We start from the raw sequence: 15,091 nt of genomic DNA on the forward strand, positions 1-15,091 counted from the left end.
CGGTCAGCCCCTCTGGCTCTGTCAGGCCATTGGCGCGGCAGCAGGCGGTCAGGGTGTTGGCCAGAAGGCAGGCGATGGTCATTGGGCCGACGCCTCCGGGTACCGGGGTGATCGCCCCGGCCACCGCCGCGCAGCTGGCGAAATCCACGTCGCCCACCAGCCGGGTTTTGCCCGCGCCCTTTTCCGGAGCCGGGATCCGATTGATGCCCACGTCAATCACCGTGGCGCCCGGTTTGATCCAGTCGCCCGGCACCATTTCGGGACGGCCCACCGCCGCCACCACGATGTCCGCGCCCCGCACCACACCGGGCAGATCGCGCGTGCGGCTATGGGCGATCGTCACCGTGCAGCTGTCGCCCAGCAGCAGCTGCGCCATCGGTTTGCCGACGATATTGCTGCGCCCGATCACCACCGCGTTCAGCCCCGACAGGCTGCCATGATGCGCGCGCAGCATCATCAGGCAACCCAGCGGCGTGCAGGGCACCATCGCCTTTTGCCCGGTGCCCAGCAGCCCCACATTCGAGATATGAAACCCGTCCACATCCTTGGCCGGGTCGATGGCGTTGATCACCAGATCCTCGTTCAGATGCGCCGGCAAGGGCAGCTGCACCAGAATCCCGTGTACCTCAGAATCGGTGTTCAATTGGTTAATCAGCGCCAGAAGATCCGCCTCGGACGTGTCGGCGGGCAGTTTGTGCTCATAGGAATTCATGCCCACTTCGACGGTCATTTTCCCCTTCGAGCGCACATAAACCTGGCTGGCAGGATCCTCGCCCACCAGCACCACGGCCAGGCCCGGCGTGATCGCGTTTTCCTCTTTCAGCCGCGCAACATGCTGCGCAACGCGCCCACGAACATCCAAGGCAAACGCCTTACCGTCGATGATAGTTGCGGTCATTTTCAATCCTCCAATCGGCGGGCGGCCACGGACAGGGCGTGCCACAGGGTTTCCGCCAGGCTGCGCATTCCGATCACGGCCAGCTGCGTGTCGCTGCGGCGGATCAGAAAGACGGTCATATGTTCCAGCCCAGTGCGCACCGCGCGCCCCGGACCAAGTGTTTTGGGATCCAGATTCACCAGTTTTTGCAGCAATCCGGTCAACCCTGCACCCGGCGCTGTGATCTCGAAACAGACGAACCCGTCGGTTTGTTCGGTCACCACGCAGTCCGGGGCCTGAGCCTGCAAAGCCGCGGCAAAATCGGTTTCGGCCCGGCCTGCGGCCTCGATCATCCATTGCGAGGGGCCGGTCCAGAAGGCACCATAGCCCCCGGCCGAAACCGCGCCGCCCACCGGGGGCAAATCCAGACCCATGGGGGCCACGTCAGCCGCCCCCGCCAAAGAGGCCAGCGCAAGCCCCGTGTTTTCTGTCAGGCTCACCGAGCCAAAGCTGGCGACGCGCGCAGCAGGCCCACCCAGGGCCGTGATCGGAGTCAAATCAGTCACGCAGACGGTCTCCTTCCGGGTCAATGAAATGGGCCGAGACAACCTGCACCTGCATCTCTTCGCCCTCCAGCGGGTTGGCGGCGACGATCACCTCGCCCTGCCGCGCCACGCCATTTTCCAGATAGCCAAGCGCGATATAGCTGGACTCGTGCGGGGAATAGCAGGACGAGGTCACCCAGCCCTGATCGGTCTGCATGGTCTGCGCCGCGCCCTTGGTGAACAGATGCGCGCCGGCCATGATCTGGCGGTCCGGTTGCACCGGCTTCAGCCCCACCAGACGGCGCGTATCCAGCGCCAGCCCCTCGCGGCGGGACATCACCGCGCCGATACTGTCCTTCTTGGCCGAGACCATCTTGCCCAGACCCAGCATCCCGGCCGTGGTCTGACCGTTCAGCTCGGCCCCTGCTGCGTGGCCCTTCTCGATGCGCAGAACGGCCAGGGCCTCGGTCCCGTAGGGGGTGACGCCCAGATCGTCTCCGGCCTGCATCAGACGCTCCATCAGGGCCTGACCATAGCGCGCAGGCACGGCGATTTCATAGGCCAGCTCGCCCGAGAACGAGATCCGGAACAGCCGCGCCCGCAGCCCGCCGCAAATCGTCAGCTCGGTGCAGGACATGAAGGGAAACGCCGCGTTCGAGAGGTCCAGATCATCCACGATCCGGGTCAGCAATTCGCGCGATTTCGGCCCCGCCACGGCGATCTGCGCCCAGGCATCCGTGGTCGAGATCATCTGCACATCCAGATCGGGCCAGAGACATTGATGCGCGAATTCCATGTTGCGATAGACCAGCCCGGCATTCGCGGTGGTCGTGGTCACAACATAATGCCGATCGCCCAAACGCGCGCAGGTGCCATCGTCATAAAGATGCCCGTCCTCGCGCAGCATCAAGCCATAGCGGACCTTGCCCACCTTCAGCGTGCCCATCATGTTGGCGTAAATCCGGTTCAGGAATTCCCCCGCATCCGCGCCCTGCACGTCGATTTTGCCCAGGGTCGTCACATCGCACAGCCCCACACCCGAGCGGACGGCCAGAACCTCGCGATCGACGGACTGACGCCAGTGGGTCTCGCCCTGTTGCGGGAAATATTGCGCGCGCATCCACTGACCGACTTCGACGAATTCAGCGCCCCGCGCCTGCGCCCAATGATGGCTGGGCGTCAGCCGCCTGGGCCGGAAATGCGGGCCGGTATCGCCGCCGCCCAGCACCCCCAATGAGACCCCGGTATAAGGCGGGCGGAAAATCGTGGTGCCGGTTTCGGGGATGGTTTTGCCCGTCAGCTCGGCCATCACCGCCAGCGCCGAAATATTCGAGGTCTTGCCCTGATCGGTCGCCATCCCCAGCGTGGTCCAGCGTTTCAGATGCTCGACCGGGGTCATATTTTCCTTGTGCGCCAAGGCGATGTCCTTGACCGTCACATCGTTCTGGAAATCCACCCAAGCGCGTTTTTCCCCCGGCACGTGCCAGATCGGCGCCTGAGAGTGCGGCGCATTCTCCGCCTCGGGCAGCGGGATTTGCGCGGCGCTCAGGTCCAGATCAGCCAACGCAACCAGCGCCGCCCGACTGCCAGAGGCCAGCGCATCCGCCACCCCGCCCTGCCCCGCAGCCGCCCCCGCCGGGATCAGCCCGGCAGGCCCGTTCGGACCGGGCACAAAGGCAAGCAGCCGCTCATCCCAGACCGGCCGCCCGCGGTGATGCGAGGCCAGATGCACATTCGGGTTCCACCCCCCCGCAACACCCAAAGCACCGGCGGAATGCCACTCGGACCGGCCGTCCTGAGTGATCTGGATCGCGCGCAGCCCGTGACGGCCCTTGCTGCCCGTCACCATCGCGCCCGAAAACAGCCGGTAATCGCCAAAACACGGCGCATCGGGGCGCGCGTCAATCACGCCCAGCACGCCCACGCCCTTGGCCATCAGGTCCAGCGCAGTGCGGTGGCCGTCGTCGCCATTGGTGAAAATCGCAATCGGATCGCCCCCCTGACGCACAGGTGCCACCGCCCAGCGATTGGCATAGGCGCGCATCGCCCCCGACAGCATGATGCCGGGGCGGTCATTGTCGGCAAAGGGAATGTGGCGCTCGGTCGCGCCGGCGGCCAGCACCGCCCGTTTCGAGGTAATCCGCCACAGCGTCTGACGCACCCGATTGCCCGGCTCGGGCAGATGATCCGAGACCCGCTCAACCGCGCCAAACACCCCGTGATCATAGACGCCAAACACGGTGGTTCTGGGCATCAGACGGACATTTGGCAGGCTGCGCAGCTCTTGAAGAACGGTTTCAATCCAATCGGTTGCGGGCAATCCATCCAGCAAATCGCTTTCGGCCAGCAGCCGCCCGCCAAAGCGGGAATCCTCATCGGCCAGGATCACCTCAGCCCCCGCGCGCGCCGCCGTCAGAGCAGCCACCAGACCCGCAGCCCCGCCGCCAATCACCAGCAGATCGCAATGCAGGAAACCTTTGTCATACTCATCCGGATCGGGCAACATCGACAGGCTGCCCAGCCCTGCCGCGCGCCGGATTGCGGGCTCATATAGTTTCTCCCAGAACGCCTTGGGCCACATGAAAGTCTTGTAATAGAACCCAGCCGCGAAAAACGGCGCAAACAGGTCATTCACCGCCAGCAGATCGCGCTCAAGCGAGCCCATGTGGTTTTGCGAACGGGCCACCAGACCATCGAACAGCTCGGTCACGGTGGCGCGGGTGTTGGGCTCTTGCCGGGTCCCGTCGCGCAGCTCGACCAGGGCGTTTGGCTCTTCTGAGCCGGCGGAAAACACGCCGCGCGGACGGTGGTATTTGAAACTACGCCCCACCATCTGCACCCCGTTCGCCAACAGGGCCGAGGCCAGCGTATCCCCAGCAAACCCTTGATATTGCTTACCGTTAAAGGTGAATTTCAGGGGCAAGGATCGGTCGATCAGACCTGCGGCCAGACGAGTCATTGGCTGCCCTCCCGTTTCATATCCCGCGCCAGTTCAGCGCCCAGAATCTCATGCGTAATCGTGTCACGCGTCACCACCAGCCAGGACCGATCCCCCTGTTCGTGGAACCACAGCTCGCGCAGCACGCCCGCCGGGTTATCGCGCAGGAACACATAGTCGCAAAAGGCCGCCTCGGCGTCCTCGGCTGCGGGATCGGGGCGCAGCATCAACGCGGCGTCGCCCAGATAGGTAAACTCTTGCGCATCGCGCGGGCCAAGCAGGGGATGAGGGATCAGCATCAGGTCACCTAGTGCAGGTTGGGTTGGGCGCCAACGCCCTTTTCGTCAATGACATAGCCGCGATTGAAACGGTCAAAACCAAAGCCCGTCGCGGTGTCATGCGGCCGGTCCGTCGCCAGCAGATGCGCAAAGGCAAAACCCGCCGCCGGGGTCGCTTTGAACCCGCCATAATTCCAGGCTCCGTTGAAATAGAGCCCCTCGATTCCGGTGCGATCAATGATCGGCGAGCCATCCATGGACATGTCCACCAGACCGCCCCAGGACCGCAGCAAACGCGCCCGCCCGATCATCGGCATCAGGGCCATTCCGCCCTCCAGCACGTCTTCGACCACGGGCAGATTTCCGCGTTGCGCGTAGGAATTGTAGCCCTCGATATCGCCGCCGAATACCAGCCCGCCCTTATCCGATTGGCTGACATAGAAATGCCCCGCGCCGAATGTGATCACACCCGGAATTGTCAGTTTAAGCCCTTCGGAAACAAAGGCTTGCAACGCGTGGCTTTCGATTGGCAGGCGCATCCCGGCCATCTGCATCACCCGGCCCGAATTGCCCGCGACAGACACGCCGACCTTGGCCGCGCCAATGAACCCGCGCGAGGTGTCAACGCCCAGAACCTTGCCGTTTTCAACGCGAAATCCGGTGACCTCGCAATTTTGGATGATGTCCACGCCGCGCATGTCCGCGCCGCGCGCATAGCCCCAGGCCACCCCGTCATGGCGCGCCGTCCCGGCCCGCGCCTGCATCAACCCTCCCTTGATCGGAAAGCGCGCGTTATCAAAGTTCACGAAAGGCATCATGTCGCGCAGTTCGGGCACCGACAGCATCCGCGCCCCCGCGCCCGATAGCATCATCGCATTGCCGCGCCGCCGATAAGCATCGCGCTGCGCGTCCGAGTGGATCAGGTTCACGATCCCCCGCTGGCTGACCATCGAGTTGAAATTGGTGTCCTGCTCCAGATTTTCCCACAGTTTCATCGAGAATTCATAGAAGGGCTGATTGCCCGGCAGCAGATAGTTCGAGCGGATGATCGTCGTGTTCCGCCCCACATTCCCCGAGCCGATCCAGCCCTTTTCCAGCAGGGCCACATTGCGCGCGCCGAATTCCTTGGCCAGGTAATAGGCCGTCGCCAGCCCGTGCCCGCCGCCGCCAATAACGATGATGTCATAGGCCGGTTTGGGCGCCGGATCGCGCCACAGCGGCTGCCACCCCTTATGGCCGGTCAGCGCCTCTTTGACGACTTTGAACCCAGAAAATTTCATGCGCGTCGCTCCTGTGCGTACATGACTTTTCTACGCAGATCTTGCGGCAATTTCCTTTCTTTTTGGGTCATATAATTATATATTCAGGACAAATTCTAATCAGCAAACGGGCCCCGGAAAAGTGAAAAGAATCGCCTTTCTTCTGGTGGACGGATTCGCGCTGCTTTCGACTGCCGCAGCGCTGGAGCCTTTGCGGGCTGCGAACCTGTTTTCATCTGAAAACAAACAAGAAAACCTATATGAGATCACGCTTTTGTCGATGTCTGACCCGCAGGCGCGTTCATCAGTCGGAGGGCTGTTCGACACCCGGCCATTCCATGAGATTCAACCGGGTTTTGACCTGATTTTCCTGGTCGCGGGGGGGAAACCGGCCCAAGTGCGCGATGAAGCGTTGTTTACCTGGCTCAGACAGGCGGATCGGGTTGGGGCGGCCTTAGGCGGAATTTCGGGCGGAGCGGTCATTCTAGCCCGCGCCGGGCTGTTGCAACACCACCGTTTCACCGTCCACTGGCACCATTATGACGACTTTGGCAACCTACCCGGAGACTGGCTTCTGGAGCGCCGATTATTCGTGATTGACCGGGATCGCTATACCTGCGCGGGGGGCTCGGCGCCGCTGGACATGATGTATGCGATCATTGCGCGCGATCATGGCACCAGCTTTGCGCAGCGCATTTCAGACTGGTTCATTCAAACCGAGATCCGCAGCCCGGACGCCCCGCAGCAAAGCTCGATTCAGGCGCGCTATGGCAGTTTGCCGCGCGCCGTCGCCTCGGCGCTGGAATTGATGGAAAGCCATATCGCCGACCCGCTGGATCAGGATCAGATCGCCCATCTTTCGGGCCTGTCCGTGCGGCAATTGCAGCGGCAGTTTCGCACCAGCCTGGGCGGCTCTATCATGGAGGAATATCGGCGTATCCGGTTGGAAACAGGGAAAAATATGGTCACCTCAACCCACCTGCCCCTGACCGAAATCGCTGAGATGACGGGCTTTGCCAGCCAGGCGCATTTTTCCGACAGTTTCCGCAAGACCTATGGCCAGCCGCCATCCCGTTTGCGCAAAAAAGGGCCCGGAAAAACCGGACCCTAGGGGGGGGATCATTTCGCCATCGGGCAGCCGATCAGATGTCCAGCGTGTTTTCCTTTTCCCACCGGGAAAAATGCGACACGAACGCGTTCCATTCCTGGTGTTTCATCTTCACGAATGAGGCCGAAAAACTGTCGCCCAATTTGGCCTTCAGCTCGGCATCCGCATCATAGGCGCGGATTGCGTCCAGCATGTTCAGCGGCAGTTTCGGCGCGTCCTTGATGGTGTGGCCTTCGGCATACATGTCGATGTCATAGCGCGGGCCGGGATCGGCTTTGGACCCAATCCCAGACAAGCCCGCCGCGATGATCACGGCCTGCAACAGATAAGGGTTCACGGCACCATCGGGCAGGCGCAGCTCGAACCGGCCGGGGCCGGGCACGCGCACCATGTGGGTGCGGTTATTGCCGGTCCAGGTGACGGTGTTGGGCGCCCATGTCGCGCCCGACATGGTGCGCGGCGCGTTGATCCGCTTGTAGCTGTTGACGGTGGGGTTGGTGATCGCGGCCAGGGCCTCGGCGTGTTTCATGATGCCGCCCAGGAAATAACCGCCCTGATCGGACAGGCCGACCTCGCCGATCTGGCCGCCCGCGTCTCCGGCAAAGGCGTTGACCTTACCGTCCAGATCCCAGACCGAGATATGCGCGTGGCAGCCATTGCCCGTCAGCCCCTCGACGGGTTTGGGCATGAAGGTGGCGCGCAACCCGTGTTTTTCGGCCACCGATTTGACCATGAACTTGAAGAACGAGTGCCGATCTGCGGTGACCAGCGCGTCATCGAATTCCCAGTTCATTTCGAACTGGCCGTTCGCGTCCTCGTGGTCATTCTGATAGGGGCCCCAGCCCAGATCCAGCATGTAATCGCAGATTTCCGCAACCACATCATAGCGGCGCATGACGGCCTGCTGATCGTAGCAGGGTTTTTCCGCCGTATCGAAGGGATCCGAGATTTTATCGCCCTCGGGGGTCAGCAAGAAGAACTCGGCCTCGATCCCGGTTTTGACGCGCAGACCGGCCTCGGCTGCCTCTTTGATCAGCTTTTTCAATACGTTACGCGGAGCTTGTTCAACCGGCGCGCCCTCCATCACGCAATCGGCGGGCACCCAGGCGACATCGGGTTTCCACGGCAGCTGAATCACCGCGTCCGGGTCCGGCACGGCCAGCATATCCGGATGCGCGGGGGTCATATCAAACCAGGTGGCGAAACCGGCAAAGCCCGCACCGTCTTCTTCCATATCTGCAATGGCGGTGGCGGGCACCAGTTTGGCCCGCTGTCCGCCGAACAGATCGGTGTAGGAAATCATGAAATATTTAACGCCATTGTCCTCGGCGAATTTGGCAAGTTTGCTCATTTGTCTACCCTATTCCCTGTGGGTTGCGGGGGGCCTGTGGCCCCCCGGATTGGCGTTTAGAAACCGGATTTTCCGGGGTACCAGTTGGTGCCCGCCAGCGGAACCTGAGCCATCGCGGCGGCCTCCATGGTCAGGGCGCACAGGTCCTCGGGCTCCAGGTTGTGGACGTGATTGTGGCCGCAGGCCCGCGCCAGAGTCTGGCATTCCAGCGTCAGCACATTCAGATAGTTGCGCAGACGGCGGCCGGCCTCGACCGGGTCCAGACGGGCCATCAGATCGGGATCCTGCGTGGTGATACCCGCCGGATCGCGCCCCTCGTGCCAGTCATCATAGGCGCCGGTGGTGCTGCCCAGTTTCTGATACTCGGTCTCCCATTTGGGGTCATTGTCACCCAGGGCAACCAGCGCCGCCGTACCGATAGACACCGCATCCGCGCCCAGGGCCAGCGCCTTGGCCACATCGGCCCCCGTGCGAATCCCGCCCGAGACAACCAGCTGCACCTGCCGGTGCATTCCCAGATCCTGAAGCGCCTGAACGGCCGGGCGGATACACGCCAGCGTGGGCTGACCGACATGTTCGATAAACACATCCTGCGTGGCCGCCGTGCCGCCCTGCATCCCATCCAGCACAACCACATCCGCGCCCGCCTTGACCGCCAGCGCGGTGTCGTAATAGGGGCGCGCGCCGCCGACCTTGATGTAGATCGGTTTTTCCCAGTTGGTGATCTCGCGCAGTTCCAGAATCTTGATTTCCAGATCATCGGGGCCGGTCCAGTCGGGGTGACGACAGGCCGAGCGCTGATCAATCCCTTCGGGCAGACAGCGCATTCCGGCGACACGCTCGGTGATTTTCTGGCCCAGCAGCATCCCGCCGCCGCCCGGTTTCGCGCCCTGGCCCACGACCACCTCGATTGCATCGGCGCGGCGCAGGTCATCGGGATTCATGCCATAGCGGCTGGGCAGGTATTGATAGACCAGCTTTTCGCTGTGGCCGCGCTCTTCCTCGGTCATGCCGCCATCGCCCGTGGTGGTCGAGGTGCCAGCCATCGAGGCCCCCCGCCCCAGCGCCTCTTTCGCGGGGCCGGACAAGGAACCGAATGACATGCCCGCAATGGTGATCGGGATGTCCAGCTCGATCGGCTTTTTCGCAAAACGCGTGCCCAGGGTCACCTTGGTTTCGCATTTTTCACGGTAGCCTTCCAGCGGGTAGCGGCTCATCGAGGCGCCCAGGAACAGCAGGTCATCGAAATGCGGCACCTTGCGTTTGGCCCCGCCGCCGCGAATGTCATAAATCCCGGTGGCCGCCGCCCGGCGGATTTCCGAGTTCACCTCGTTCGAGAAGGTCCAGGATTGCCGCGGCATCGTGTTGGGTGTCTTGTCCATGGGGCTTTCCTCAGTATTCGCCAGCGTGGTCGATGTTGAAGTTATAGAGCTTGCGGGCCGAGCCGTAGCGCTTGAACTCTTCGGGTTTGGCATCCGCGCCGGCGCGTGCCAGCAGATCGGTCAGGATCGCGATATGTTCGGGGCGCATGTCCTTTTCGATACAGTCCGCACCCAGGGATTTGACCGAGCCGCGCACAAAAAGCCGCGCCTCATAAAGGCTGTCTCCCAGCGCATCGCCAGCATCGCCCAGCACCACCAGATTGCCCTTTTGCGCCATAAACGCAGACATATGCCCGATGTTGCCATGCACCACGATGTCGATCCCCTTCATGGAAATCCCGCAGCGCGACGACGCATTGCCCTTGATGTTCAGCAGCCCGCCATGGCCCGTGGCCCCGGCATATTGGCTGGCGTCGCCCTCGATGGTGACGATGCCCGACATCATGTTTTCCGCAACGCCCGGCCCAGCCGAGCCCTCGACGGTCACGGAGGCCTCTTTGTTCATGCCAGCGCAGTAATACCCGGTCGAGCCCTTCACGGTGACAGACAAGGGCCCATCCAGCCCGCAGGCCACCGCGTGCGCGCCGCGCGGGTTCTCGATCACATATTCCGCATTGGCGCCCGATTTCGCCTGCGCCTGCAAAGCCGCATTCAGCTCGCGCAGCGGGGTTTGGGCCATATCAATCGTTTCCATGTCTTAGCGCTCCCAGAAATAGACGGTGGCAGGTTCGGGTTCCCAGACTTTCGCGTCCTCAATCCCCGGAAGATCGGCAAATGCCCGGTATTCGCTGGCAAAAGCGACATAATCCTCGGTTTCGGCCATGACGGCGGGCTTGCAGGCGATGGGATCGCGCACCACGCCAAAGCCGTTCTTTGTGCCGGTCACGAAGGTGAAAAACCCGTCCAGATCCTCGATCGTGCCTTCCAGCGCCTCGCCCAAGCTGGCACCATCCGCGATCCGGCTGGAGATATAGGCCGCGCCGACCTCGGTGTCGTTTTCGCTGCGGGTGAGCACGCCCTTTTTGGCCAGCTTGCGGCGCATCTGGTTGTGGTTCGAGAGCGAGCCATTATGCACCAGGCACTGGTCATCGGCGGTGGAAAACGGATGCGCGCCCATGGTCGTTACGGCGCTTTCGGTGGCCATGCGGGTGTGGCCAATGCCGTGGCTGCCGCCCATATCGCGCAGGCCGAACCGCGCGGCGACGTCCTTGGGCAGGCCGACCTCTTTGTAGATCTCCATCGAGGTGCCCGAGCCCATGATCCGCAGGCCTTTTTCCTCAAGCGCGGTGATAGCCTTGTCTTCGACCTCAGCGGGGACGATCAGCACGGCATGGGTGTCCACCACCCGCATCGTCACCGGCGCATGGATGACCGAGGTCAGCGCCCCATCCAGCTCGGCAAAGGCCTGTTCGGGACTGTCCGATTGGACGGTGATTTTGACGAAACCGTCTGCCTCGTCACCGTAGATGGCGATGCCCGCGCTATCGGGGCCGCGATCCGTCATGGTGATCAGCATATCGGTCAGCATATCGCCCAGCTGGGGGCGCAGTTCATCCTTCTTCAGGAAGAGGCCTACAATGCCACACATGGGGTTCTCCGTTCGTGGTGTCAGAATCGGCGGCAGCGCGCCGTTGAGACCTCACTAAAAGGAAATCTATTTTCTCATCAAGAAAGTTTTTGTCCTCTTTGGAAGATTTCCTTACCCACAGGAAAAAGAACCAATTTGAATGCAAAAATGCCGCCCAGTTGGGCGACATGTTCAAATACCAGGCAAAATGAAAACCGATCAGCGCGCCTGCGGATAGGTGATCACCGACAGATACTTGGCCGGCAGTTCGATCAGCTCTTCGGGCCCGTGCGGCGCGTCGGCGTCAAACAGCAGGGAATCCCCCGGCTCCAGCAGGAAACTCTTGTCCCCGTGCCGGTAACTGACCCGCCCCTCCAGCATATAGAGCAGCTCGATCCCCTCGTGCTGAAACGCCGGAAACCTGTCCGAGGCATCGTCCAGAGAGATCAGATAGGGCTCGACCACGACACCCGAATTGTTCGATCCGATGTGCCCCAGCAGGCTGTACTGATGCCCCGCACGGGTGCCCGCGCGCTCGATCTCCACACCCTCTCCGGCCTTGACGTGCATACAGCCGCGCTCTTCTTCATAGCCGGAAAACAGCTGCACCAGGGGCACTTTCAACGCGTGCGCCAACACCGAAATCGTGTTCAATGAGGGCGAGATCACCCCGTTCTCGATCTTTGACAGCATCCCCACCGACAGCCCCGTCTGCGCCGCCAGATCCGCGCCGGTCAGCCGCTGACGCTTGCGCAGCTCACGCACCTGACGGCCAATGGCGACCTCCAGGTTTTTTTCCCGCTGTTCCCGCACCGCATGGGGGTTCTGACGCAACGCATTCTCAGAGCTTTTCACACTGCTTTCCTTACATCCCGCTGTTAACGATTCACTATGGCGCAACTGAGGTCTGCTTGGCCAGAGCCTGCGCCAAATCCGGTTTCACCCGCTGATGCCACAGCTGATCCACGCGGCTCAGCTCTGCTTGCAGGCGCTCTGCATGGGCCTCCAGCCAGTTCAGAACCGAGCCGAATTCCTGTATCCGCGCCCGCCCCTGGCGGATCGCCACAACCGGCCAGTCCCCGACCAGCGCGTTGTCGATTCCGAACACCTCGGTGCCCCACCAATTGGCCAGGCCAAAGACATGCGGCATCCGCCGCCCCCGCTTAAGCGCGGCCAGGACGGGCCCGGTTTGCAGGCTTTCGGATGTTTCCACCGCATCGTGCCAAAGGTCTAGAATCGCTGCATATTCCCAGCTCACGGCGGTCCAGTCGTTGGGAAAACGCGCGGCATAACTGTCAAAAAAAGCACGCGGGCGGCTGAAAAAGAAATCCGCCTCGGCCAGTTTCGGATCGTCGAAATCGGGGAACTGAAAGGTCACGCGCTCCATGAAATCGGCCGAGGTCCGCGCGATCAGCTCTGGGTAGTTATCACAGGTGCAGGACAGGATTTCGCCAGCGAATCCGGCGTCAAAAGCGGCCTGTGTCAACTCCTTGATCATCGGCGGCGCAGAAGAACACCAGCACAGAACATCCGCCCCGGACGCCATCATCTGCGCCACGATCGCGCGCGCGTCCGGTGCCTCGGAATCGTAAAGAACTTCCTTAACAATCTCTTGCCCGGCCACTCCGAACGCCGCCCGGTAAACCGCCAGCGAGGGCAGCCCCATCCGATCGGTCTGCGAGCACAAAGCCACCCGCCGCGCCTGCGGACGGTGCCGCGCCAGCCACTCGACCCCGGTCACAACAAAGAACGGATGCACCTCGGCCGGAGCGATCAGACAGGGGTGATCGGGGGACAGATCGCTTGGCAGAAGCGTCGCCGTCAGAACGCGCCGGTCCATCAGATAGGCCAGCGCCAGATCCATATCGTCACCGCCCAGCGTCAGCATCAGACGCACGCGCTGCGACTCGACCATCTGCCGCGCGGCCCTCAGCGTCTGCACATTCCCCAGCGCGCTGTCCTGCACCACCAGTTCGACCAGATGGCGGCGCCCATCCAGCATCATCCCGCCATGTGCGTTGATCCAGTCCACCCACAGCTGACACCCATCCACGCCGGGCCGCCCCCAGCGCTCTTCCGGGCCAGTCATCGGCACCAGCGCCCCGATCCGGATCGGGGCACGTTCCTGCACACTGAGCCGGGGCAAACTGCCGCCCACCGCCAATCTCTGCGCCAGGGAAATGCTGCTCATTTTTTCACCTCTCGCCCAAGAATAGATCAAAAATCCAGAAAGACTCGCAAAACAGATATTCCCCTAAAGAAAATTCGTTGACCACCAGAAAATTTTTGGACCAAACCAAATTCAAACAAATGGAACCAATTTATTAATTTGGTCCATACCAAAGTAAGACGCAAAAAACTGAAACCAATACGGAGAAAACCCATGACAAAACGAGTCGCCGTCATCGGCGCGGGCCCTTCGGGGCTGGCACAGCTGCGCGCTTTTCAATCGGCCGCCCAGAAAGGCGCGGACATCCCCGAGATCGTCTGCTTTGAAAAACAATCCAACTGGGGCGGGCTGTGGAACTACACCTGGCGCACCGGCGTCGATGAAAACGGTGAGCCCGTGCACTGCTCGATGTACCGCTATTTGTGGTCGAACGGCCCCAAGGAAGGGCTTGAATTCGCTGACTATTCCTTCGAGGAACACTTCGGCAAGCAGATCGCATCCTACCCGCCGCGCGCCGTGCTGTTCGATTATATCGAGGGCCGCGTAATCAAGGCCGATGTGCGCAAATGGATCCGGTTTTCCTCGGTCATTCGCTGGGTGGAATACCTGCCCGAGACCGAAGAATTCGAAGTCACCGTCCACGACATGACCGAGGACCGTGTTTACAAAGAAAAATTCGATCATGTGATCGTGGCCTCGGGGCATTTTTCCTCGCCCAACGTGCCCGAATACCCCGGATTCGAACAATTCAACGGTCGCATCGTCCACGCCCATGATTTCCGCGACGCGCGCGAATTCGAGGGCAAGGACGTGCTGCTGGTGGGCGCGTCCTACTCAGCCGAGGATATCGGCTCGCAATGCTGGAAATACGGCGCCAAGACGATCACCACCTCGTATCGCTCGGCCCCCATGGGGTTCAAATGGCCGGACAACTGGGAAGAAAAACCCGCGCTGGAGAAGGTCGAGGGCAAAACCGCCTTTTTCAAGGACGGCTCTACCAAGGACGTGGACGCGATCATCCTGTGCACCGGCTACAAGCACTACTTCCCCTTCCTGCCCGACGATCTGCGCCTGAAAACCGCCAACCGTCTGGCCACCGCCGACCTGTACAAGGGCGTCGTCTATGCCAAGAACCCGAAACTGTTCTATCTGGGCATGCAGGACCAGTGGTTCACCTTCAACATGTTCGACGCGCAGGCCTGGTACGTGCGTGACATCATCATGGACCGGATCACCGTGCCCTCCGATCAGGCCACTCTGCTGGCCGATGTCACCGAACGCGAAACCCGCGAAGAGGCCAGCGATGACGTGAAATACGCCATCAAATATCAGGCCGAATACGTGAAGGAACTGGTCGCCGAAACCGACTATCCCAGCTTTGACATTGATGGTGCCTGCGAGGCGTTCTTTGAATGGAAAGGGCACAAGGCGCAGGACATCATGGCCTTCCGCAACAATTCCTACAAATCGGTCATCACCGGCACCATGGCCCCCGTGCACCACACCCCGTGGAAAGACGCGCTGGACGATTCGATGGAAGCCTATCTGAAAAACTGACACCTCCCCCTGGTCCGGGGGACGTATGTGCCCCCGGATTTTTTTATCTACGACGATGG

13 protein-coding genes are annotated in these 15,091 nt (G+C 61.7%); 2 read left to right on the plus strand and 11 right to left on the minus strand.

From position 1 onward, the window contains the following. From folD to ACP15O_RS16650, 5 genes are all read right to left on the minus strand, one after another. The coding region (gene folD, locus ACP15O_RS16630) for a bifunctional methylenetetrahydrofolate dehydrogenase/methenyltetrahydrofolate cyclohydrolase FolD (RefSeq protein ID WP_425096959.1) at nt 1-898 on the minus strand (898 nt) is incomplete at its 3' end. A gap of 2 nt (nt 899-900) precedes the next feature. Beyond that, nucleotides 901-1,443, minus strand: a complete 543-nt coding sequence (locus ACP15O_RS16635; protein WP_425097251.1) for a sarcosine oxidase subunit gamma — start codon at nt 1,441-1,443, stop codon at nt 901-903. Next, nucleotides 1,436-4,381, minus strand: coding sequence for a sarcosine oxidase subunit alpha family protein (locus ACP15O_RS16640; protein WP_425097252.1), 2,946 nt, complete (start codon nt 4,379-4,381; stop codon nt 1,436-1,438). Before ACP15O_RS16640 ends, ACP15O_RS16635 begins: the two co-directional genes overlap by 8 nt. Then, a complete protein-coding gene (locus ACP15O_RS16645) occupies nt 4,378-4,659 on the minus strand; it encodes a sarcosine oxidase subunit delta (protein WP_425097253.1) in 282 nt (93 codons plus the stop codon). The genes ACP15O_RS16640 and ACP15O_RS16645 overlap by 4 nt, the downstream gene beginning before the upstream one ends. 8 nt (nt 4,660-4,667) lie before the next feature. Beyond that, nucleotides 4,668-5,918 carry a sarcosine oxidase subunit beta family protein gene (locus ACP15O_RS16650; protein WP_425097254.1) on the minus strand — a complete coding sequence of 417 codons (1,251 nt, stop codon included), beginning with the start codon at nt 5,916-5,918 and terminating at the stop codon, nt 4,668-4,670. 121 nt (nt 5,919-6,039) lie between these two features. Between ACP15O_RS16650 and ACP15O_RS16655 the strand changes: the two genes are divergently transcribed. Next, nucleotides 6,040-7,008, plus strand: a complete 969-nt coding sequence (locus ACP15O_RS16655) for a GlxA family transcriptional regulator (RefSeq protein ID WP_425097255.1) — start codon at nt 6,040-6,042, stop codon at nt 7,006-7,008. 31 nt (nt 7,009-7,039) lie between these two features. On the opposite strand, the gene glnT is transcribed toward ACP15O_RS16655, so the two are convergent. The 6 genes from glnT to ACP15O_RS16685 form a co-directional block, all read right to left on the minus strand. Next, nucleotides 7,040-8,356, minus strand: coding sequence for a type III glutamate--ammonia ligase (gene glnT / locus ACP15O_RS16660; RefSeq protein ID WP_425097256.1), 1,317 nt, complete (start codon nt 8,354-8,356; stop codon nt 7,040-7,042). Nucleotides 8,357-8,412: 56 nt separating this feature from the next. Continuing rightward, nucleotides 8,413-9,738, minus strand: coding sequence for an FMN-binding glutamate synthase family protein (locus ACP15O_RS16665; protein ID WP_425097257.1), 1,326 nt, complete (start codon nt 9,736-9,738; stop codon nt 8,413-8,415). A gap of 10 nt (nt 9,739-9,748) precedes the next feature. Beyond that, nucleotides 9,749-10,432: a GltB/FmdC/FwdC-like GXGXG domain-containing protein gene (locus ACP15O_RS16670; RefSeq protein WP_425097258.1), complete on the minus strand. Its 684-nt coding sequence runs from the start codon at nt 10,430-10,432 to the stop codon at nt 9,749-9,751. A gap of 3 nt (nt 10,433-10,435) precedes the next feature. Continuing rightward, a complete protein-coding gene (locus tag ACP15O_RS16675) occupies nt 10,436-11,326 on the minus strand; it encodes a class II glutamine amidotransferase (RefSeq protein WP_425097259.1) in 891 nt (296 codons plus the stop codon). A gap of 198 nt (nt 11,327-11,524) precedes the next feature. Continuing rightward, the gene (locus tag ACP15O_RS16680; protein WP_425097260.1) at nt 11,525-12,160 is read right to left on the minus strand and encodes a helix-turn-helix domain-containing protein; all 636 of its coding nucleotides are present in this window, start codon (nt 12,158-12,160) and stop codon (nt 11,525-11,527) included. Nucleotides 12,161-12,194: 34 nt separating this feature from the next. Continuing rightward, nucleotides 12,195-13,496, minus strand: a complete 1,302-nt coding sequence (locus ACP15O_RS16685; RefSeq protein WP_425097261.1) for an ABC transporter substrate-binding protein — start codon at nt 13,494-13,496, stop codon at nt 12,195-12,197. Between the two features lie 192 nt (nt 13,497-13,688). Here ACP15O_RS16685 and ACP15O_RS16690 point away from each other — a divergent pair, with 192 nt between their 5' ends. Further along, complete coding sequence (locus ACP15O_RS16690) at nt 13,689-15,032, plus strand: NAD(P)-binding domain-containing protein (protein WP_425097262.1); 1,344 nt, start codon at nt 13,689-13,691, stop codon at nt 15,030-15,032. Nucleotides 15,033-15,091: the final 59 nt, after the last annotated feature.

The organism is Youngimonas ophiurae (nom. illeg.) (assembly GCF_049803795.1).
GTDB lineage: Bacteria > Pseudomonadota > Alphaproteobacteria > Rhodobacterales > Rhodobacteraceae > Thalassobius.